The 18,114-nt window shown below is 41.2% G+C and carries 22 protein-coding genes; 7 read left to right on the forward strand and 15 right to left on the reverse strand.

What is annotated here, in order from left to right; genetic code table 11:
- Positions 1–39 precede the first annotated feature (39 nt).
- Positions 40–918, forward strand: coding sequence for a PhzF family phenazine biosynthesis protein (locus tag AMD01_RS06285; protein WP_053400553.1), 879 nt, complete (start codon positions 40–42; stop codon positions 916–918).
- A gap of 115 nt (positions 919–1,033) precedes the next feature.
- The gene (locus AMD01_RS06290; protein ID WP_053400554.1) at positions 1,034–2,014 is read left to right on the forward strand and encodes a quinone oxidoreductase family protein; all 981 of its coding nucleotides are present in this window, start codon (positions 1,034–1,036) and stop codon (positions 2,012–2,014) included.
- Here AMD01_RS06290 and AMD01_RS06295 read toward each other — a convergent pair.
- The 4 genes from AMD01_RS06295 to AMD01_RS06310 all read right to left on the reverse strand — a co-directional run bounded on the left by AMD01_RS06295 (position 2,006) and on the right by AMD01_RS06310 (position 5,068).
- Positions 2,006–2,485, reverse strand: a complete 480-nt coding sequence (locus tag AMD01_RS06295) for a hypothetical protein (RefSeq protein WP_157052636.1) — start codon at positions 2,483–2,485, stop codon at positions 2,006–2,008. The two genes, AMD01_RS06290 and AMD01_RS06295, sit on opposite strands and share 9 nt — an antisense overlap.
- Before the next feature lie 165 nt (positions 2,486–2,650).
- A complete protein-coding gene (locus AMD01_RS06300; protein ID WP_053400556.1) occupies positions 2,651–3,295 on the reverse strand; it encodes an SDR family oxidoreductase in 645 nt (214 codons plus the stop codon).
- A 296-nt stretch (positions 3,296–3,591) separates the two neighbouring features.
- Positions 3,592–4,416, reverse strand: a complete 825-nt coding sequence (locus AMD01_RS06305; RefSeq protein WP_053400557.1) for an STAS domain-containing protein — start codon at positions 4,414–4,416, stop codon at positions 3,592–3,594.
- Positions 4,403–5,068 (reverse strand): cobalamin B12-binding domain-containing protein, encoded by a 666-nt coding sequence (locus tag AMD01_RS06310; RefSeq protein ID WP_053400558.1) that lies wholly within the window; start codon positions 5,066–5,068, stop codon positions 4,403–4,405. Before AMD01_RS06310 ends, AMD01_RS06305 begins: the two co-directional genes overlap by 14 nt.
- A gap of 493 nt (positions 5,069–5,561) precedes the next feature.
- On the opposite strand from AMD01_RS06310, the gene AMD01_RS06315 reads away from it, so the two are divergent.
- Together AMD01_RS06315 and AMD01_RS06320 are read left to right on the forward strand one after the other, a co-directional pair.
- Positions 5,562–6,371, forward strand: coding sequence for an alpha/beta fold hydrolase (locus AMD01_RS06315; protein ID WP_053400559.1), 810 nt, complete (start codon positions 5,562–5,564; stop codon positions 6,369–6,371).
- A gap of 132 nt (positions 6,372–6,503) precedes the next feature.
- The gene (locus AMD01_RS06320; protein WP_053400560.1) at positions 6,504–6,686 is read left to right on the forward strand and encodes a hypothetical protein; all 183 of its coding nucleotides are present in this window, start codon (positions 6,504–6,506) and stop codon (positions 6,684–6,686) included.
- A gap of 13 nt (positions 6,687–6,699) precedes the next feature.
- On the opposite strand, the gene AMD01_RS23940 is transcribed toward AMD01_RS06320, so the two are convergent.
- The 5 genes from AMD01_RS23940 to AMD01_RS06340 all read right to left on the reverse strand — a co-directional run bounded on the left by AMD01_RS23940 (position 6,700) and on the right by AMD01_RS06340 (position 9,975).
- Positions 6,700–6,873: a hypothetical protein gene (locus AMD01_RS23940; RefSeq protein WP_157052637.1), complete on the reverse strand. Its 174-nt coding sequence runs from the start codon at positions 6,871–6,873 to the stop codon at positions 6,700–6,702.
- A gap of 53 nt (positions 6,874–6,926) precedes the next feature.
- Positions 6,927–7,754, reverse strand: coding sequence for a hypothetical protein (locus AMD01_RS06325; protein WP_053400561.1), 828 nt, complete (start codon positions 7,752–7,754; stop codon positions 6,927–6,929).
- A 175-nt stretch (positions 7,755–7,929) separates the two neighbouring features.
- The gene (locus AMD01_RS06330; protein WP_053400562.1) at positions 7,930–8,334 is read right to left on the reverse strand and encodes a GNAT family N-acetyltransferase; all 405 of its coding nucleotides are present in this window, start codon (positions 8,332–8,334) and stop codon (positions 7,930–7,932) included.
- Positions 8,327–8,848, reverse strand: a complete 522-nt coding sequence (locus AMD01_RS06335) for a DUF1648 domain-containing protein (RefSeq protein ID WP_053400563.1) — start codon at positions 8,846–8,848, stop codon at positions 8,327–8,329. Before AMD01_RS06335 ends, AMD01_RS06330 begins: the two co-directional genes overlap by 8 nt.
- Before the next feature lie 11 nt (positions 8,849–8,859).
- Entirely contained in the window at positions 8,860–9,975 is a 1,116-nt protein-coding gene (locus AMD01_RS06340; protein WP_053400564.1) for a serine hydrolase, read from the reverse strand.
- Between the two features lie 254 nt (positions 9,976–10,229).
- Here AMD01_RS06340 and AMD01_RS06345 point away from each other — a divergent pair, with 254 nt between their 5' ends.
- Positions 10,230–10,730 (forward strand): hypothetical protein, encoded by a 501-nt coding sequence (locus AMD01_RS06345; protein ID WP_053400565.1) that lies wholly within the window; start codon positions 10,230–10,232, stop codon positions 10,728–10,730.
- A 31-nt stretch (positions 10,731–10,761) separates the two neighbouring features.
- Here the strand turns inward: AMD01_RS06345 and AMD01_RS06350 are convergent, their stop codons facing one another.
- The 4 genes from AMD01_RS06350 to argH form a co-directional block, all read right to left on the reverse strand.
- Entirely contained in the window at positions 10,762–11,358 is a 597-nt protein-coding gene (locus AMD01_RS06350; protein ID WP_053400566.1) for a hypothetical protein, read from the reverse strand.
- Entirely contained in the window at positions 11,355–11,828 is a 474-nt protein-coding gene (locus AMD01_RS06355; protein WP_053400567.1) for a YrvL family regulatory protein, read from the reverse strand. Before AMD01_RS06355 ends, AMD01_RS06350 begins: the two co-directional genes overlap by 4 nt.
- A gap of 309 nt (positions 11,829–12,137) precedes the next feature.
- Entirely contained in the window at positions 12,138–12,713 is a 576-nt protein-coding gene (locus AMD01_RS06360) for a DUF6434 domain-containing protein (protein ID WP_053400568.1), read from the reverse strand.
- Between the two features lie 71 nt (positions 12,714–12,784).
- Entirely contained in the window at positions 12,785–14,278 is a 1,494-nt protein-coding gene (gene argH, locus AMD01_RS06365; RefSeq protein WP_053400569.1) for an argininosuccinate lyase, read from the reverse strand.
- Positions 14,279–14,411: 133 nt separating this feature from the next.
- Between argH and AMD01_RS06370 the strand changes: the two genes are divergently transcribed.
- On the forward strand, positions 14,412–15,020 hold the full coding sequence (locus tag AMD01_RS06370) for a VanZ family protein (protein WP_245638903.1): 609 nt from the start codon (positions 14,412–14,414) through the stop codon (positions 15,018–15,020).
- Positions 15,021–15,058: 38 nt separating this feature from the next.
- Here the strand turns inward: AMD01_RS06370 and AMD01_RS06375 are convergent, their stop codons facing one another.
- Complete coding sequence (locus tag AMD01_RS06375) at positions 15,059–15,952, reverse strand: glycerophosphodiester phosphodiesterase (RefSeq protein ID WP_053400570.1); 894 nt, start codon at positions 15,950–15,952, stop codon at positions 15,059–15,061.
- Positions 15,953–16,219: 267 nt separating this feature from the next.
- Entirely contained in the window at positions 16,220–16,573 is a 354-nt protein-coding gene (locus tag AMD01_RS06380; RefSeq protein WP_053400571.1) for a YtxH domain-containing protein, read from the reverse strand.
- Positions 16,574–16,842: 269 nt separating this feature from the next.
- Between AMD01_RS06380 and AMD01_RS06385 the strand changes: the two genes are divergently transcribed.
- On the forward strand, positions 16,843–18,087 hold the full coding sequence (locus AMD01_RS06385; protein WP_053400572.1) for an MFS transporter: 1,245 nt from the start codon (positions 16,843–16,845) through the stop codon (positions 18,085–18,087).
- Positions 18,088–18,114 lie beyond the last annotated feature (27 nt).

The raw sequence follows: 18,114 nt of genomic DNA on the forward strand, positions 1-18,114 counted from the left end.
ATATATGGTATAGTTAACAAACTACGTGGAGGTGTTTTTATGAAAGAAATAACCATTTATCACTATGAGGCATTTAGCGACGTTCCCCATAAAGGAAACCCTGCTGGCGTTGTTTTCGGCGGAGAATCATTAACAGATGAAGACATGCAGCGTATTGCACTAGAAGTGGGATTTAACGAAACATCGTTCCCTGTACCTTCTCTTGTCGCTGACGTTCGCATCCGCTATTTTACTCCTGGACATGAAATGGATTTGTGTGGTCATGCGACGGTTGCCACCCTTTTTGCCCTTCGTACACATGGTCTTCTTCCTGTGAAAGAAGCATACACGATCGAGACGAAAGCTGGGATTCTCCCCGTTCGTGTGACTGAAGTTGATAATCAGCTATACATAACGCTTCAACAAGCAACACCGCAATTTCGCCATTTTCACGGTGATCGAGATGCCTTAGCATTAGCGATGAACCTAACGGAAGATGATCTTGACCTCACTCTTCCTATTATGTACGGAAGCACAGGCATTTGGACACTATTAGTTCCCATTAAAACGCTAGCATCCTTTTCACAAATGAAGCCATATAATGACCTCTTTCCTTCTATATTAAAAGACATGCCTAACGCATCTCTTCATCCGTTTTGTTTGGAAACTGTTGATCCTCATACCCATATGCACGCTAGACATTTTTCTTCTCCGTTTTCTGGCACAACTGAAGACCCTGTAACAGGGACCGCATCAGGCGTGATGGGTGCGTATTATCAGCGATATATTCAACGAACAGAAGATGCCGTTCAGCTCGTGATCGAACAAGGGTCAGAAATGAACCGAGACGGACGTGTTCATATTTCGATTAGTCCTCACCAAGAAGTGAAAATGAGTGGCAACGCTGTATTTGTGAAGAAATGGACCATTTCTCTTTAACAAAATCCTTTAATCCAAATTTCTTATGACTGATCATAAGGATTATAATCTATGTCCACGCCTGCTTTTATACTATTATGTTAATTGGAAGATACTAGTAAAGGGGAGAAAATGAATGAAAGCAATGTTGGTACAGGAGCTAGGTGGACCTGAAGTATTAAAATACGTGGAAACAGCACTTCCTACTTGCGGTGATGACGACGTGCTTATGAAAGTAGAAATGACAAGCGTAAATTTCGCGGACGTAAAAGCTCGGTATGGGAAAAAAGGAAATGCTAAGCTTCCCTTCATTCCAGGTCTTGATGCGGTTGGAACGGTTGTGAAAATCGGAAGAAACGTAGAAAATGTGGCGATTGGAGAGCGCGTTGTCGCATTTCCGAGCAGTGGTAGCTATGCTGAGTACGCTGTAGCTAATCAAAATCTTACGTTTCAACTACCGGAAGGCATTGACTTGGAGCAAGCGGCAGCCTGTCCTGTCGTCGGTATGTTGTCATTCATGCTCGTTCATAAGATTGCCCGCGTTCAACAAGGGGAAGCTGTTCTCGTTCACGCAGCCGCTGGAGGAGTAGGAACCACGCTCATTCAGCTGTTAAAAGCGGCTGGTGCTGGTACTATTATAGGGACGGTAGGAGCTTCAAATAAAAAGGCAATTGCTCTAGAAGCAGGTGCTGATTACGTTATTAATTACGAGAAAGAATCCTTTATGGACCACGTACATACGCTGACAAATGGACAAGGAGTAGACGTTGTCTTTGACTCCATCTCAGGGGTCGTAGCGGAAAAGAGCTTAGAATGTTTGCAGGATTATGGTCGTCTTGTGCATTTTGGGAATTCAAGCGGACAGACTGGATCATTTATGACGAAGCAGCTGCATGCGAGCTGCCGCTCCGTTCTTGGCTTTAGTTTAGGCACGACTAGAAAGAAAAAGCCTCACCTTCTACAAGAACCTGCGGCTCAGCTATTTGAAGCTCTTCGTTTAGGTACACTGACTATCAACATTGGAAACGTCTTTTCTCTTGACGAGGCGGCCCTTGCTCACGAATGGCTTGAGAGTAGAAAAAGCACAGGAAAGATCTTACTGCACGTCTCACAATAGTGTTTCAAGCGTATACAAACGGTGGTTTCGCACATCCAAAATCGCTAAAAAGTAGCTAGAGCGCTCTGGATTGTATTTATAAAAGTACAAATCACCTACTTGATATTGAATGGGATGCTTCGGGAAAATTTTATTTTTCGCATGCCCTTTTTCTTTTGCATCCTTTGAAAATTCCTCAATTTTCTCTTGCAACAGCTGCATCGTATTCGCATCAATCGTTTTCCAAACGCCCTGATAGCGAATGGTTTCAAACTGTTTGCGATTATAATCTAATACGACATAGGCTAGGGAACGGCCAAGGAAGCTAGACGTTTTTTCAAAGATTACCTGTGACTTGGATGGGTTTGGGGTGGAAAATCCCCAATTCTCCTTCCATACCGCATACTGATTGTTAAACGTTGCATTCAATTGATACGCACCCATCGTTAAGATCATTGCGACGATCGAAAAAGTTAAAATTCGTTTCAGCATCTGGTATGTTCCTTTCAAAAAAAGTTTCTTCCTTTCCTCTTTGTATACATTCCTCTTTGGATGAATGGAATCCTGCATACGGACAATGATTTCCCTAGCCTTTCCATCAACAACCTATTTTATAACAAAAAAGAAGCGGAACAATGGCTCCGCTTCTTTTTCACTTTATAATGATTGCAGTGCTTCCGCAATCATTGTATCACCGGCTACTAAATCAAACGAACGATTAAAGGTACGCTCTGCGTCCAATGACATTAGAACCGTTTGTGCAACGTCGGCACGAGGGATCGACCCACGCTCTAAATCCTCTGCGATACGCACTTTGCCCGTTCCAGGCTCATTTAACAAGCCTCCTGGTCGAACGATCGTATATGTAAGTCCGCTTGTTTCTAAAAGACGATCTGCATAATGTTTGGCAACATAGTAAGGTTTTAAGCTTTCATTCCAATTGGTACGGTTATGGGCCTGAAGGGCACTAACCATTACAAATCGTTTAATACCGGCCTGCTCGGCTGCCTCGATTGTTTTAACCGCTCCATCTAAATCGACTAATAGCGTTTTGTCGGACCCTGTGCTTCCGCCTGAACCCGCCGTGAAGACAATAGCATCACAGCCCTTTGCTGCCTCTGCGATTTCTTCTACCGTTCCTTCTAAGCTTGCAACAACTGCTTCGATCCCTGACTTCTCTAAGATGTTTGCCTGCTCTTCTTTACGTACGAGAGCACGTACCGTATGAGTGCTGCTATCTTTTAATAGATGAACAAGATGCTGCCCAATTTGTCCATTTGCTCCTACAACCAATACTTTCATGATGTTAGTCCCCTTCCTTCTAAAGATTTGTAGCCATTATGTCAAAAATATTTATTCACTTCAATTATTCTGTTTGGCTCATCTTCTCTAGTATGGAAGGTTTTATATGTTTTATGTATGGGTAAAACAAGTGTGAGCGTAAAGCTCCAAAACCCGAGAAACAGCACTTCTCTCGGGTGAAGAGGGCTTATTTATTGACGTAAAATGCGTAAGTCTTAGAGAGATTATCGTAAATTCGCAAAAAAAGATAAATAAAAAAGAAGCAGCCATTTTAGCTGCTTCCCAACGTGCAGTTGTTAACTCACGTGTTTTCCAACATTAATAATTTCACTTAAGTTGTTCATATAAATGATTTGCTCTCCGAACGAACGGTTGCGCAATGATTGCGTATGAGGCGGTCTCATACCAATCACATAGCATGTGACGCCCATTAAGTAGAAGGATTTCATAAACTCAGCAAATGCATGAATTCCTTCGGATGTTAGTTCTGCTAATCCACCAAAATCGAACAGCAGCGTCGTATAATGTCCATCATACACACACTCTTGGAGCACCTTCGTGTTTTCATCCACTAACTGGCGATCAAGATCCCCGAATAGAGGTACAAGACCTACGCTCGGTGACAGCTTAATAAACGACGCTGACAGCTGTTTAATACGCTTTAACGAGTCTTCTAGCTGTTCTTTCTGCTGAAGCAATTCAAAGTCTGTCTCTGCCAAACGTTTTCTGTGACGTTGCACAAGGGTTGTTAACTCTTGAATTCGCTCATCTTGTTGGATGCACACTAAGTGTCCAATATCATTATCCCATTGAATATGACATTCAAATAAGGAATATGGAGAGCTGTTTGTTTTTAAAACAATTTCTACTTTTTGAATTGCTTGTCCACGATGTTGAATCAGCGTATCCTTCTCATGTGGTTGATCAACGGATAATTCCGCCGAATCTGACGAGCGTGTAGCGAGAAATTTTTTCGCTTTGTCTTTGCTGAATGTGTCGACCAAATCTAAGAAATTGGCGGCTGGTTGAAATACGTGTCCAGATTGTACAGACCATTCTAGAATATTAAAATCAGTGTCTACAAGAAAGTAAGGAACAGGAACATATTCAAGCATCGACATTCATTTCCACTCCCGATTTATAGCTGTTTAGCCAGCTATTTAATTCGTGAAGGTTGGGAATTAATAACGTTTCCTCAGAACAATGGGAGGTAAAATCTAACAGTGGCAGTAATCGTCCGCCTACCATTACAACTGGTCTGTTTTCTAATTGATCCAACGTCTTCACGTATTCAGAAAGCCTTTCGACATGGTAAGGAATTGTGACCGATAGCCCTACAATGTCTGGCTTCCATTCTTTCGCCATTTCTTCCGCATAGCGAATAGGAAGGTTTGCGCCCAAAAACCGTGTGTTCCAACCGTGTTCTTCAAACAGCTGTGATACCATTTTTAAACCGATAAAATGCTCCTCTTGCTCTAAGCAGAGAAACATTGCTTTTGGGGTCTCTTCCGATGTGTTACCTTGAATCTTTTTATGAAATCGATAACGAGATAATATATAATCACAAGTTGTAGTGGCTACATGCTCGTCCGCTACAGAAATCACATTATTTTCCCACAAGTCACCTGTTATCTGCATAGCTTTGGTGATTAATGTTTCGTAAGTTTCTAAGCTGCTTTTGCCCTGTTGGATTTCCTCTAGGACAATTTCCCATGCACAGTCTTGATCGCCAGCGAGTAGGCAATTAACAAATTCTTTTACTCTTGCTGTCATTCGGTTCACCTCAATAAAATGGAAAGAACTCTTTCACCATAAATTGACCAAATCCGATCGCTCATTCTCGAGAGCTCTTGACTAATTCCGTTCGATGATTGCCTAATTAGACAATCATTATAAAACGAAAACGAGAAAGGGTGTTCCACTTTCTCGTTCTTAGATGCTCAATTCATTTGAAGTTCAAATCTTATTATTCTTACTTCACCTTATCACATATAGCGCCCTTTCACAACAAAGGAATGATCAAAACTCTTCATAAAAAAGCAAAAAGATGTATTTTTTCCTATTTTTCCACGCGGCTTTTTCTTTTTCGACAACATCCCCTATTTTTCACGTTTTTCTCCTATTTGATTTTCTAAAAAGCGAACACATCGGAGCGTTTAAAAAATTGAAGGTAAAGGGTACATCTTAACTATCTTATTTGAAATGAGAAATACATAGTGTAGTGAATAAATCTTCTTTACACATGATTAGAAGCGGAGGAAAAAAGATGGGCTATTATGTAAATGTCGAAGAAAACGTTAATGTATTTGTGGAGGATATTGGACAAGGAAAGCCGGTGGTCTTTATTCACGGCTGGCCGCTTAGTCACAAAATGTATGAATATCAGTTCAATGCACTTCCTGCCTATGGTTATCGCTGTATCGGTATCGACCTGAGAGGGTTTGGAAAATCGGATCGTCCGTTTGATGATTATTCATATGATCGCATGGCAGATGATATTCGAGCGGTAGTCGACGCGCTTAGCCTTGAAAACTTTGCATTAGTCGGTTTCTCTATGGGCGGTCCCATTTGCATCCGCTATATGACAAGGCACCAAGGTCATCAAGCGAACAAGCTTGTATTGCTAGGAGCAGCCGCACCATCCTTCACACAGCGTGAAAACTACCCCTATGGTTCAACGAAAGAAGAAGTTGATACACTTATTCACGGCATGTATCGCGATCGCCCGAAAACGCTAGCAGAATTCGGTACACAGTTTTTCGAAAGCAACGTCAGCGAACCGTTTAAAGAATGGTTTACAGGATTAAACTTAGAAGCCTCTGGTCACGGGACGATTCGAGCACTTGAAGCACTGCGCGATGAAGATTTACGAGGCGAGTTAGCAGACATCCAAGCGAAAACATACATTTTCCACGGAAAAAAAGATCAAATTTGTCCATTCGAATTTGCGACGATCATGCATGATCATATTCCAAATTCTCAGCTCATTCCTTTTGAAGAGAGCGGTCACGGGCTGTTTTACGATGAATTGGAATACTTCAATACAAAATTAGTGGAAGTACTGCTAGTCGACTAAGAAAAAAGAGCTGAAGAGCTCTTTTTTTTGTATGTCTTTTTTTCTTTTTCTTCATATTAAAAAGGAAGGACATTCTCTTTTTTGATTTTACCTTCGTATACTACTGTATCAATTAAGTTAAAGGAGAACTCTATGACATCATCACGCCTACAAAAATACGCGCAGCAAGCAGCGGATATTCTAGATACCCCTCCCCATCCTAACCACCGGATAAGCGGATGGAGTTCAAGTCGTATTCAGCGAGCTTCAAATTGGGTAAGCCGTAATCATGTGATTCAAGCAGTGATTGCCAAACAATTACACATAAAAAAATAACCCTCATAGCGGGTTATTTAGCCATTCGATATTGTAAGTATTTTTTCACGATCACGCTATCTTTTGTAATATGAACTTGTGATTTTAACTGATGGGGATGGGAAACAGGCCCTTCTAGTACTTCAGCAGCTTTTGAAGACCACTTTTCAATTTGCTCTTGTTTCTCCTGGTCATTATGCTGATTCATTACCCTCACCTCTTTTTCTTTATTGTAAAAGGTTTCCTGCTTTTTTTCAATCTTTATTGCGACAGATCACGTAAAAATTGCAGGACGTTTGCTCGTTCAAAGTACTTAATAGCTAAAGACAACAAGCCTGATACAACAAACATGTCATACTCGTCGAACACAGACAGATGGTTTGACAGCACAATGGCATACTCTTGTCCTTCATATGTTTTAACGGATAATAAGAAGTTGCGCTTGTAGAGCTGATCCAAATTGTCCTTATTAATAGGAACTGCTTCATGGCTCTCCTTTGCGAGCGGGTACGACTTTTTCACCACGCGCGGGACATGAGACTGTTCAAATTCTTCCTTTGTTACTACCTCGTACTCAAACATCATTCCCAGCTGCTGTTCGTAATAATCCTGAATCTTCTCTGTCATCAGCTGCAGTGCTTCCTTAACGTCCGTCATATGCTGTACTTCTCGAATGAACTGCACTTCTTCTTTATCCGTCGCAAACTTTGATAGAAGTGCCGTTTTCGAAGTGGTCACATTAAGCACTTCAATTACATGCTTTTCTTTTTCTTCAATTTCAAACTCAAATTGAAAGAACTTTAGGCGCTTTAAACGACTGAAAGCAACCGGAAAAAGAAGAAATAAAAACAACCACACGAGCAAGTAGAAAATGTATTCGAAAATAATCTGCACACGAGGATTTTCTACAATTGGACGAACAACTAGATCCGTAATCGTCGATCCAGAAGCGTTTGAAGAGGAAGATGCAGGAGATACGGTCGCTAGTTGCCACACGGCAGAGGCCACAATGAGAAAAAAAACGATGCTGTAGACGGTCAAAACGGCAATCCGCAGCCAGTCCTTTTGCGTCGGATACTCAGACCCCATTCTCTCTCCCTCCTTTTCTTCATACTTATCTTTGTTCTCTCCTAAAATAAACTTCTACTCATTCCTGCCCAATCCCTGCCTACAAAGATAGAAAAGGCGTTGCTCTTTTTACCGATAACGAAGCAGGTAGAAACAAAATTCGTTTTGATGGTCTCATTCCTTATTGGAGCAAGAATTAAAAAAACCTTGGATATTCAAGGCCTTTTAAGGTCAATTCATCTCCAATCTGTGTATCCGTAAACAAAACGAGTTGGGTATAGGATGTAGTCGCATATGCGATTAATGCCTCTAGAAGTTCACCACCCGTTCCTTTGCGGCGTTGAGACCGAGTCACATAAAATCTCCTTAGTCTGCCAACACTTTGCTGATCGGTTCGGTTTATCCCACCGATCGCAAGCAAACGTCCTTCTTCATTATATACACCCATCAACACTTCTCCTTGCTCGTGAAAGCAGTTTACACCTTGTTCATAGTCATCCCATAACCTTTGTAAAAACCGGAACCCCTCTTCTTTACTTTCCTCTAAGAGCGGCTGCAACTCTTCTTGTTTTAGATACATGATACGCTTACAGCTACTCATGCTGACTTCTCTTATTCATTCGAAATGAGCGAACGACAAAAAGAATACACGTACCAAAAATCATTATAAGAACAACAGGCAGTTCCCAATTACCAAGCCCTACATTTCGTCCAAACGCAAGCTGAATGCTTTGCCAACTAAAGTAAGCAAACAGACCAATGATTTCAAATTTGATCACCACCATCATCAGTCGAGCATTTTGATACTGCGCTTTTGCGGTGGCCTCTGTAATTGGAACAAGATAGTTATACGCGTGCGGAAAGCGCTCTATAATGGTTAAACCGATCAAAAGAACGATCCCGATCCCAGGTAATGTCCACACCATACCCTTCCCACCCCATCCATCTGCTTCTCCTTGAAAATTAAAGTGGGTCGGAATGCGATCAGGAAGTGCAGGCCATTGAGTGCTAATGTATACGATCATTGCAAGCCACAGTACAAATGAAGCAATAGTCAACACATATTCCACGAGCGTTCTTGGGATTTGTAAAGCTGGACGAGTTTCGTTAAACATTTTTCTTCATCTCACTTTTCACCTGATAATTGTTTCTCTACCTGTGTTTGATACGCAGCATCTGTTAATAAGCGATATTCAAATGCTTCTATTGATTGCTGCAGCTTTTCTTGCTGTGACGGGGTAAGATCTTTCAGAAAAATAGCCATAGCTGTTTTTTCTCCGTCTTTAGAAATCGCATACAGTGCATCCGTTAAGACATAAGCAGTTGAACCTCCTTTACCACCGAAGCGCTGAAAATCCTGCTGAATTTGTTTTGATTTCATCGGCCACTCTAGTAAAGGATCCAAGTACTGATGGACCTTCGGTGATAGCTCCCGATTATTTAATCTATTCATAAGCTGCACGTAATCATGAGTCGTACTTGTTGTAAATCGATCGGTGAACATTCGATCAAAGTCTCTGTCGTACCAGCTCTTAATATCTACTTTTTGTTTGTATTCACCGTTCACATCCTCTTTTAACTTTTGATGAACAGTGAGCGCATACTCATTCCACTCCTTTTGTGAAAGCTTATGTACCTTTTTCTTTGCCTCTTCCTTATTTTTCTTCGTTATATTCCCTTCCATCACTTCGTACGGTATGAACGGTGAGCCACCAAAAGCATTGATCGGCGTGTGATCGTTCAGATGCAACCTGTTAAGCTGTGCATTAATTTCAGGTAACCCAAGTCGTTCTATTAAATATTCCGCATTAGCATTAGAGCTGAATTGAATCATCCCCTTTGCAATCTCTTCAATCGTTACTCGGTTACCTCTTACTTTATTCTCTTCTTTCAATGAGTTTTGCCATTGATAATGAGCATCGCCGTCAAGACCTATGTAATAAGCATTGAGCGTCTTTAACGGTATTTTTTCGTTCGGATTGATCGTCCCGTTCGATACCTGTGTAGCATATTCAATGGCAATAATCGTTTTTACTGCGCTAGCAAGTGGAAAAGCTTCAAAACTGTTGTGCTCAAACGTGCGTTCATTATGAATAAACGCAATGGAGCTTTGAGCTGGGTGCTTTGTTAAAAATGTTAAAAAATCATTCTCTTTTGGCTTTTGTTCATGAGCTGCTGAAAATCGGGTAATAAGAACACTAACAATAAGTCCAAGAGCAATAATGATCAGAGATACCTTCATTTTTTTCATTACTCCTTCCCTTCCCTCTCTTTATACGAATGGAAGATATAGTAAGTTTCATATCCAAACAGGAATTTTATATATTTAGTGCTACAAAAAGGAATTTTTATGTAAAAAAGCTATTCAATAGTTAGATAAATCCAACGTTTCCATAAAAAAAGCCGCGTGAAAGATACGGAAATGGTCGGTAGGATTGCAACTTATTTTTATGCTAGTATAATGGTATGTTAGTAAACCGAGTAGGGAGGATCTGTATGAAAAGAACAATTACAACATTGATGGCGACATTAGTTTTTGCGAGCATAGCCCTCATTGCTATCCCAGCGGATAGTATGGCAGCAAGCAGTCACCGTACATATACGTATTGGACCGCTACAGACTCAGCCTACGTAGGAGCTGTTCATAAAGGTTGGGAAACAAACGGAACGTACAAAGGCCCTTCTGTTGCATCTTTATCAGAGGATATCGAGCATGGAATTGAGCTTTCTGGTTCAGTCTTAGCTTCACGCTTTACGATTGGAAAAGCATTAGGTTTTAGTGCGTCTGCCACATCCATTGATGAAGCGCACTGGTCTGTAAAAGTACCAAAAGGAAAAACATACACACTGCGCTACCGTGAAGTATATAAAAAATACAAATTTAAGCAAGTTCAGTATAAGGACGTAGGCGGGAAAAAATCACCCACGTCAAAAGCACCGAAATACGCCTATGCTGAAAAATTTGATCACTACGAATATGGCTATACAGCCAAATAAAAAAAGCGTCGAACACACTGTTCGACGTTTTTTATTTCTTTTTATCCACCAATGTTAGTTGATAAAGAAAGGCCACATCCACTCTTTTCAAGCGCTTCATCAGCTCTTTATGATCAAGTAGATCAAGCGTCTCTAGCGATGATCCATGCTTGTTCCCAGACCATACGGCAAGATAAGCGGGCTTATTTTTAGAAAGCGTAATTTTTGAAGATAGATCTTGGAACATAGAAGCTTTTACTGTTTCAGAACCGTTTCCGGTCACTAATCCACCTGGCGTCCCTAGTAAGAGTTGTAGATTACTCTTTCTGTTGACGACTCCAAACGAAATCAGTTCTTTTTTGAGATTTTTTGTCATTACACCATAGCTTTTTAAACCAGGACTCTTTTTTCCTCTTTCCACTTTTACAACTTCAAATTCAATGTCTTCGCCTTTTTTAAGACGTCCACTTAAGGTAAAATAACTGATTGTTCCTACCCCTGTTTTGGAGATCAGCTCTTGTTCTCTACTGCTTAACTTTTCCGGCTGAACAGAAATAGAGCTTTGTGTGGAAGACTTCGACGAGCTGCTCGTGCTGCACCCTGTTATGCTAAGAGCGATTACGAATAAAACGAACCAATATTTTTTCATTTTTCCTCCTTTGCTTTTTGAGCGTTTTTTGCCTTCTTTCGATCATCTAATGCCCAGTCCACTATAAATAGCAAAAAGGCACAAATCCACTCCGTTCCGGTTGAGATTGTGATGCTTTCCATGAGCTGATCAATTGTATGCAGCGCAAGCCAGGTAAAGAACGTATCGACAAGTGCCCGGAATAAAACCTGTCCGACTGCACTTGGCTGCACAGAGTTGAAGAGTGCTAAAATAGGTTTTGAAAGGAGATCTAAAACCATGCAGAGTAAAAAGGTATACACAGCGTATTTGAGTAACACAAACGATGACTCATAGGATACGTCTAGCAAACGGAAAATTCCTGCTAGTCCAAAATAGTAGACGAAAAGAGAAAATAGTAAGCCTCCTAAAACAATCACGCCTACTGATACCACAATAAAAATTTTTACGCCTATACTCATGTCACGAAAGGATTCTTTATCTGAGTTCACAAGATGTCCCCCTTCTTTTTTTCATCTAAGCTGGTTGATCGTAATGAATACAACCTAACGGTACAAACATTTCTCTCTATTCTTTACAGCATATTCTTCTACTCTATGAAACGGGAACTTTAAATCTCACTATTTCTACCTATTTATCTAGCGATTTTACGCGTACGCCGTTTTAAAATACCATTTTTCTTCTATTGAAGAAGCTCGTCCACTTTCATAGCAGCTCAACGGCTTTTCTTGCTTTTTCACATTATGTACAGTCGCCCCAAACCTATTGGAGGCAAACGAACAAAGACAGCGCGAGGGCTGTCAGTTCGTAATGCTCTCTTGATAGGTTTGCATTCCTTTTGTTTTTTTTACTTTATTCCAAGCATCAATCGCATCTTGCCTAGTTTTCCCTTTGTTTTGAGGGTCTTGAAAAAAGTCGCGTGTGAACTGATTGTATTGGAACTGTGCGCCAATTTGGCGTTCATAGTCAGGAGACTTTTTTCGTTCCTTTTCCTCGTGCCACGCTGCGATTGCATCTTCATAGGTTTTTCCTACATTTTGTTTGAAATAGGTTTGAATATAAGTAGAAAAATGAAAATGAGGGCCAATCACTTCTTTAAAGAAGGCACGTACGTCCTGACTACATCGGTGAGTGTCTGTAATAACCGTTTGCAAAGAGAGGGGCTCGGGAATTTTTATGCCGGATTTACGTGACGTACGCTTCGGAGCTGATTTTTTCCCCGTCTCTAAAAAAAGCGCAATTCGCTCGGTTAACTCTTCCTTTGAACCGGAAGCAGACATACCTGAGTCACGACAAAATTGCTGAAGCTCCGTTTTCAGCCAGTAGTAGTCTAAAAACGTGTCTTTTGAGAGATTTTGTACTAAAGATGGTTTCATTTGCTTATCTCCTAAAAAATCAATATATTACCATTTTAGAACAGATATTCTACTATTTCAAATAATTTACGTTATGCTTCCACACCTAATGCTCGCTGAAAACTCCCCATCTGGTCATTTGCATGCTGTAATCGCTCCTTTTCAAGAGCAAGTGTTTTTCGCTGACAGCGCAGTCCCTCTCTGCGCTCTGTGCACATTCTCTCTACTTCACAGGGGGCGGGCCCACCTTGTACTGAGCGCTTTTTAACGAATTCGAGCGGAGAAACAATCATTCTCCATTCTTCCACTGAGAGAGGGACAGATAGAAGCTCTTTTACCTCAGCCGCCGTAAAATGATCTAGCCGCTTACTCATCTTAGCAGCATACGTTGCGACCCCACTCGCCATGTGATGTGCCGTTCGAAATGGGACGCCCTTCTCCCTTGTGAGCACATCCGCTAGCTCTGTAATCGTAATGCACGATTCACCAGCGCGTTCCTCTAAAAGCTTCTTATTAATCTCCATCGTGCGAATGACTTCTGTAAGCACCCTTAATACACGCGACGCTTTTTCGTATGCCTTATATAAATGAGGCTGCAGATCGTCTTCTGTATCTACAATATCTCCATACGGCGTGTTATGGATCATTTGTAATACCGAATGAGCTTCACCGACGCTTGAACTAGCGAGCGAACGGGCATGTTCAAGCGATACAGGATTACGCTTTTGCGGCATGATGCTACTAATTTGGACATAAGCATCCGACACTCGAATCGCAGCAAATTCCTTCATCGCTCCTTGCAGGAAATCCTGCACCCAGCGACCGGTGTTAGTCATTAGTACGAGCACCGACGTCGCGCTTTCTAGCAAATAATCACCACCCGCGACGGCATCGTATGAGTTTTCTATGATTCTTGAGAACCCTAGCAATTCTGCTACTAGTAATCGATCAATCCGAAATCCTGTCGTAGAAAGAGCGGCTGCTCCCAGTGGCGATTGATTCACCGTATCATAGGCATGCCAGAGGCGATCAATATCTCGGTTAAGTACATCTAGAATGGCGATCAGATAGTGACCAAACGTTGTTGGCTGTGCAGGCTGTGTATGCGTATAAGCGGGCATGACCGTATTTTTGTGTATCTCCGCCTGATATAGCAGCACTTCTGCTAACGCCTGAGCTTCTTCTATAAGGGCTAACAGATGCTGACGTAGAACCATACGATACATGGCGACCCCCATGTCATTTCGACTTTTCGCAATGTGCATGTTACCCGCCAAATCTTTTCCAATCATGTTACCTAATTTGTCCTCCATCATAAAAAACAAATCTTCAAACGCGGATTGATATGACCACTGCTTGGAGTTTTCACAAGACAACGAGCAGATCGCCGTCAAAATGAGCTTTGTTTGCTCGGCTGTGAGAATGTTTTGTTTGTGAAGCATAAGTGAATGAGCACTGTGAACTTGTAGCATTACTTCATATAAATAATCACGCTGAAAATCAAAAATGGGTTCCAATATTTCGTCTGCGTATGTTTTAGCCGGAAAGTGCGCGTTGTCTTCTGACTGCTTTTCAAAATGACTCATACCTTTCTCTCCTCTCTAACGTGAACCTCCTTTATCTTATTAGGCGTGTAGGCATTATGTGAGTTATGTATTTGGAATAGACGTAGCATGATGTATAATAAAACACTGTAAACATACCAAGGAGGGTTTTCACATGCAAAGAATGACGAAAATATTTTGGCTATCTCTTCTATTATCTCAGCATATTTTTATCATCGGTCTTCCGTTGTTCATTCAGCTAGTGGCCTATCTCCACCCTGCCGTAGTCGTTGTAATGTGGATCTGCGTGACGGCGCTCACTTTTTTTAGTGTGTTTTTCGTTCGAGGCGAAACCATCCCGCTTTCACGGCCTTTATTTCGTTGGGTGCTCATTATGTATACAATCGGATTATTGATCCTCCTGTTTTTCCGCCCAAACAATCAAGACTATAGCTCATGGAATGTCATTCCCTTTCAAACGATCGCCTTTTACTTTACAGGAGCGGTATCTCCTTTAGTTGCTTTCTACAATTTAGCCGCCAATATTGGATTATTTGTGCCACACGGGATTTATCTCATGCAAAAAAACAAGGAAGGTTCTTTACACGCATGGCTTTTAGTCATTCTTCCATCAGTCGCAATACTAGGCATTGAAACCACACAGCGTTTGACAAATCGAGGAACGTTCGACATCGACGATTTTATCTTAAATATGGCAGGCGTACTCATTGGATACTGGGTGTATCCTTTATTCACAAAAGTAATAAACCTAAACAAACGCTAAAATCCCCGCACCTTTTAAAACAGGACGCGGGGATTTGTTTATCTATTGGTATGTTTAAACTCTTTTTTAGCTTCATTAAAAAGATCCGCATAGTTCGTGAAAGCTCCTGTAATGCCAAGTGTTAAAAGTCGGGTCATTTCCGCCTTATCATTGACCGTATAGGGATGCAACAGAAGGTCATGCTGACGAATGTCCTGAACATTTTTACCTTTCAATGATTTAAAATCCGGTCCAATCCCTACTGCATATGACCGAATCTCTGTTAGCGTGGCATCTGTTATAGACTGCATCGATTTGGCATTTAACAATTGAATGGTTGGAAGTTTAGGATCGAGATCACGTATTTTCAACAAACTGTCTTTGCTAAAAGATTGAATCATCACCTGACCACGTTTCGCGTGAGGTCCGATTAAATGGTGCTTTTTCAACGTTTCAATTAGCTTTTCTTCCATGCCTGGGTACGTGTTAGGCGATTTCGTTTCAATATAGTAATTCGCATGCTTGCCAAATGTCTCAAGTATTTCGTCAAGCGTTGGAACTTTAAGGCCCTTGTACTCCATTTTTGCTTGATTGTGATAAGTTTCGTTGAACCAGGACCCAGCGTCTAACTGTTTGATTTCACGTAACGTATGATCCTTCACAGCGCCAGATCCATTTGTTGTACGGTCGAGCGTTTCATCGTGCATTGCAATTAACTGTCCGTCCTTTGTCATTTGTAAATCCAGCTCGATATAATCAGCTTTCATTTTATAAGCAAGCTGATAGGATGACATCGTATGCTCTGGCGCATAACCTGATGCCCCTCGGTGAGCAATCGTTACAATACGCTTTGGAGATAAAAGATCTCCTTTTGATGAAGCCTTGGAAGCACCGCTTGCAAATGACAGAATTAATATAGCCGTTAATATAAAGATTCCGATTCGTTTTCCCATGTGCGTCTCCCTTCATTTGGTCACACTAAAATTAACGGTTCAGTTCGTTATGATTAGTGTACCCAGCTTTTTAAAATCGTGTACGCTTACGAAAAACTTCTCTCCATATGTAACATAATCTCGCTACCCGACTTTACCCTAGCATGTTTTTCATTTTATGTGAATGATGATATAGGTTGATTTTATACTCTCACTTTTTTCCTACTTACAGGTACATCATTCAAAAAAAAAGAAGCACGCCATGTGCTCCTCCTTTTTCCACACCTATTACATAGCCGTTTGTTCTTCTTTTTCGTCAGAACCTTCGGCTGACTCGACTGTATTTTCTTCTCCAGTCTGTTCATGAATGCTTTGATATTTTTTCTTCCCAACAAATTTTAGTGTACGAACTTTATCGACTACTTTCGATTCTACCACGTTCTTTTTTGCATTTGATGCGATATGAACGACGTTATTTTTCACGCTTACCGCTTGTCCTTGAATATCCGAACGAAGCTCTTTTCCTGACTTTGGTGTGACAAGAAGCGTTGTAACTGCTGCCACTACCCCACCTACTAGTGTACCAACTAAAATACCTTTGGATTTTTCTCCCACTTTTACACCTTTTAAGATTTGAGCCATGATTATTCCTCCCAATGTTCTGTTTTAATCAGAATACATGTGCATCCCTAAAATCTTTTGTGAAAGCAGTGACGATTGAATGCGTTTCTGTAACAATATATTTCGCTAAAAAATGCCGAAAACCTTTTGACATTCAGGTTCTATTTTTGACGCTTCTTGTCGTGAATTGGAAAGTAAATTATTTTTTCTGAAAAATCAATACTTTTAGCCCTTTCGCACAGGGGTAAAATGAACTAATCTTACATATATTAGGAAGGAGATGACAAAATGTGATTCTAAAACAAAACCGTGATTTCATGTGGCTAATGAGTGGACAAACCGTTTCAACGCTTGGCTCTGCAGTCAGTGGGTTTGCTGTTCCATGGCTTGTCCTCGAAATCACCGGTTCTGCTTTACAGATGGGATTCGTATTTACGTGTGGATTTCTTAGCTATCTCTTTTTCATTTTACCTGCTGGGGTGTGGGCGGATCGACACGATCGAAAAAAAATTATGCTTGGTGCCAATATCGGCAAAATGCTACTCATTCTGTCTCTTCCCCTTACCCAACTTGTTACGGGGGAGCTTCATATTTGGCACTTGTATCTTGTACGCAGTGGGATGGGCGTATGTGATGCATTATTTGATGCTTCATATGGTGCGTGCTTGCCAAGAATCGTGGAACGAGAGCAGCTCAAAAAAGCCAACTCTATCATGCAGATGGGCATTTCAGCAAGCTCGATTGCAGGTCCTGCCATTGCGGGTGTACTCGTTACCCAAATCGGAGCTGCAAATACGCTCTTAGTGGACGGTATGTCCTACATATTCTCGATTACAACGCTATTGTTTATTAAACAATCCTTATCTACTACTTCTGCACCAGCGAAAAAGCATATGGGAAAAGAAATGCTCGAAGGTCTTGCTTACATATGGAAGTACCCGACGATACGCACACTAAGCATTTTGACATTTGTATCTAATATTGCAAATGCTGCCATGAGCGTGGTGTTTTTGTATCGGTTACAGCAAGAATTACATCTTTCATCAGATCTATCGGGCTTAATTATGACCGGATTTAGCATTGGAGCGATTGTTGCTTCCTTCTTCTCCACTTTTTTAAGCTCACGTTTTACGATGAAAATGATGATTTATCTATTACTTAGCATCCAAATTATCCCCCCTCTTATCATCGGATTAAGCTCACAGCCTTTTCTTTTAATGGCCGCGATGATTGTAATGGGTGGAACAGGCGTCATTTGGAATATTTATTCGGTTTCGCTCAGACAATCGCTTATTCCAAATGAAATGTTAGGACGAGCAGGGGCTAGTATCCGTTTAACGGTGTGGGCAAGCGCTCCGCTCGGTCAATCGAGCGCAGGTGCTCTTGCAGAAGTATTTGGTTCCATTGCGGTCTATGTCCTTGCAAGCGGGCTACGCATCGGAAATCTCTTACTAGCGGTCAAATCACCTATTACGGATGAAAAAATGCTAGAAAGAGAAAGCGAAAAGATTGCCAATTCAACCGTCTCTTCATGAAGAACCTGTGTCGTCTCGACACGGGTT

Origin of the sequence: Priestia koreensis (assembly GCF_001274935.1) — a bacterium.
Classification (GTDB): domain Bacteria; phylum Bacillota; class Bacilli; order Bacillales; family Bacillaceae_H; genus Bacillus_AG; species Bacillus_AG koreensis.

What these genes read in the sequence shown, in the direction of transcription:
- AMD01_RS06380 (WP_053400571.1), bottom strand. Translation starts at nt 16,573, where the DNA reads ATGGCTCAAATCTTAAAAGGTGTAAAAGTGGGAGAAAAATCCAAAGGT.
- AMD01_RS06310 (WP_053400558.1), bottom strand. Translation starts at nt 5,068, where the DNA reads ATGACAGCAAGAGTAAAAGAATTTGTTAATTGCCTACTCGCTGGCGAT.
- AMD01_RS06335 (WP_053400563.1), bottom strand. Translation starts at nt 8,848, where the DNA reads ATGTTTAACGAAACTCGTCCAGCTTTACAAATCCCAAGAACGCTCGTG.
- AMD01_RS06345 (WP_053400565.1), top strand. Translation starts at nt 10,230, where the DNA reads ATGAAAAGAACAATTACAACATTGATGGCGACATTAGTTTTTGCGAGC.
- AMD01_RS06315 (WP_053400559.1), top strand. Translation starts at nt 5,562, where the DNA reads ATGGGCTATTATGTAAATGTCGAAGAAAACGTTAATGTATTTGTGGAG.
- argH (WP_053400569.1), bottom strand. Translation starts at nt 14,278, where the DNA reads ATGAGTCATTTTGAAAAGCAGTCAGAAGACAACGCGCACTTTCCGGCT.
- AMD01_RS06340 (WP_053400564.1), bottom strand. Translation starts at nt 9,975, where the DNA reads ATGAAGGTATCTCTGATCATTATTGCTCTTGGACTTATTGTTAGTGTT.
- AMD01_RS06325 (WP_053400561.1), bottom strand. Translation starts at nt 7,754, where the DNA reads ATGGGGTCTGAGTATCCGACGCAAAAGGACTGGCTGCGGATTGCCGTT.
- AMD01_RS06370 (WP_245638903.1), top strand. Translation starts at nt 14,412, where the DNA reads ATGCAAAGAATGACGAAAATATTTTGGCTATCTCTTCTATTATCTCAG.
- AMD01_RS06285 (WP_053400553.1), top strand. Translation starts at nt 40, where the DNA reads ATGAAAGAAATAACCATTTATCACTATGAGGCATTTAGCGACGTTCCC.
- AMD01_RS06360 (WP_053400568.1), bottom strand. Translation starts at nt 12,713, where the DNA reads ATGAAACCATCTTTAGTACAAAATCTCTCAAAAGACACGTTTTTAGAC.
- AMD01_RS06305 (WP_053400557.1), bottom strand. Translation starts at nt 4,416, where the DNA reads ATGTCGATGCTTGAATATGTTCCTGTTCCTTACTTTCTTGTAGACACT.
- AMD01_RS06300 (WP_053400556.1), bottom strand. Translation starts at nt 3,295, where the DNA reads ATGAAAGTATTGGTTGTAGGAGCAAATGGACAAATTGGGCAGCATCTT.
- AMD01_RS06320 (WP_053400560.1), top strand. Translation starts at nt 6,504, where the DNA reads ATGACATCATCACGCCTACAAAAATACGCGCAGCAAGCAGCGGATATT.
- AMD01_RS06350 (WP_053400566.1), bottom strand. Translation starts at nt 11,358, where the DNA reads ATGAAAAAATATTGGTTCGTTTTATTCGTAATCGCTCTTAGCATAACA.
- AMD01_RS06290 (WP_053400554.1), top strand. Translation starts at nt 1,034, where the DNA reads ATGAAAGCAATGTTGGTACAGGAGCTAGGTGGACCTGAAGTATTAAAA.
- AMD01_RS23940 (WP_157052637.1), bottom strand. Translation starts at nt 6,873, where the DNA reads ATGAATCAGCATAATGACCAGGAGAAACAAGAGCAAATTGAAAAGTGG.
- AMD01_RS06375 (WP_053400570.1), bottom strand. Translation starts at nt 15,952, where the DNA reads ATGGGAAAACGAATCGGAATCTTTATATTAACGGCTATATTAATTCTG.
- AMD01_RS06330 (WP_053400562.1), bottom strand. Translation starts at nt 8,334, where the DNA reads ATGAGTAGCTGTAAGCGTATCATGTATCTAAAACAAGAAGAGTTGCAG.
- AMD01_RS06295 (WP_157052636.1), bottom strand. Translation starts at nt 2,485, where the DNA reads ATGCTGAAACGAATTTTAACTTTTTCGATCGTCGCAATGATCTTAACG.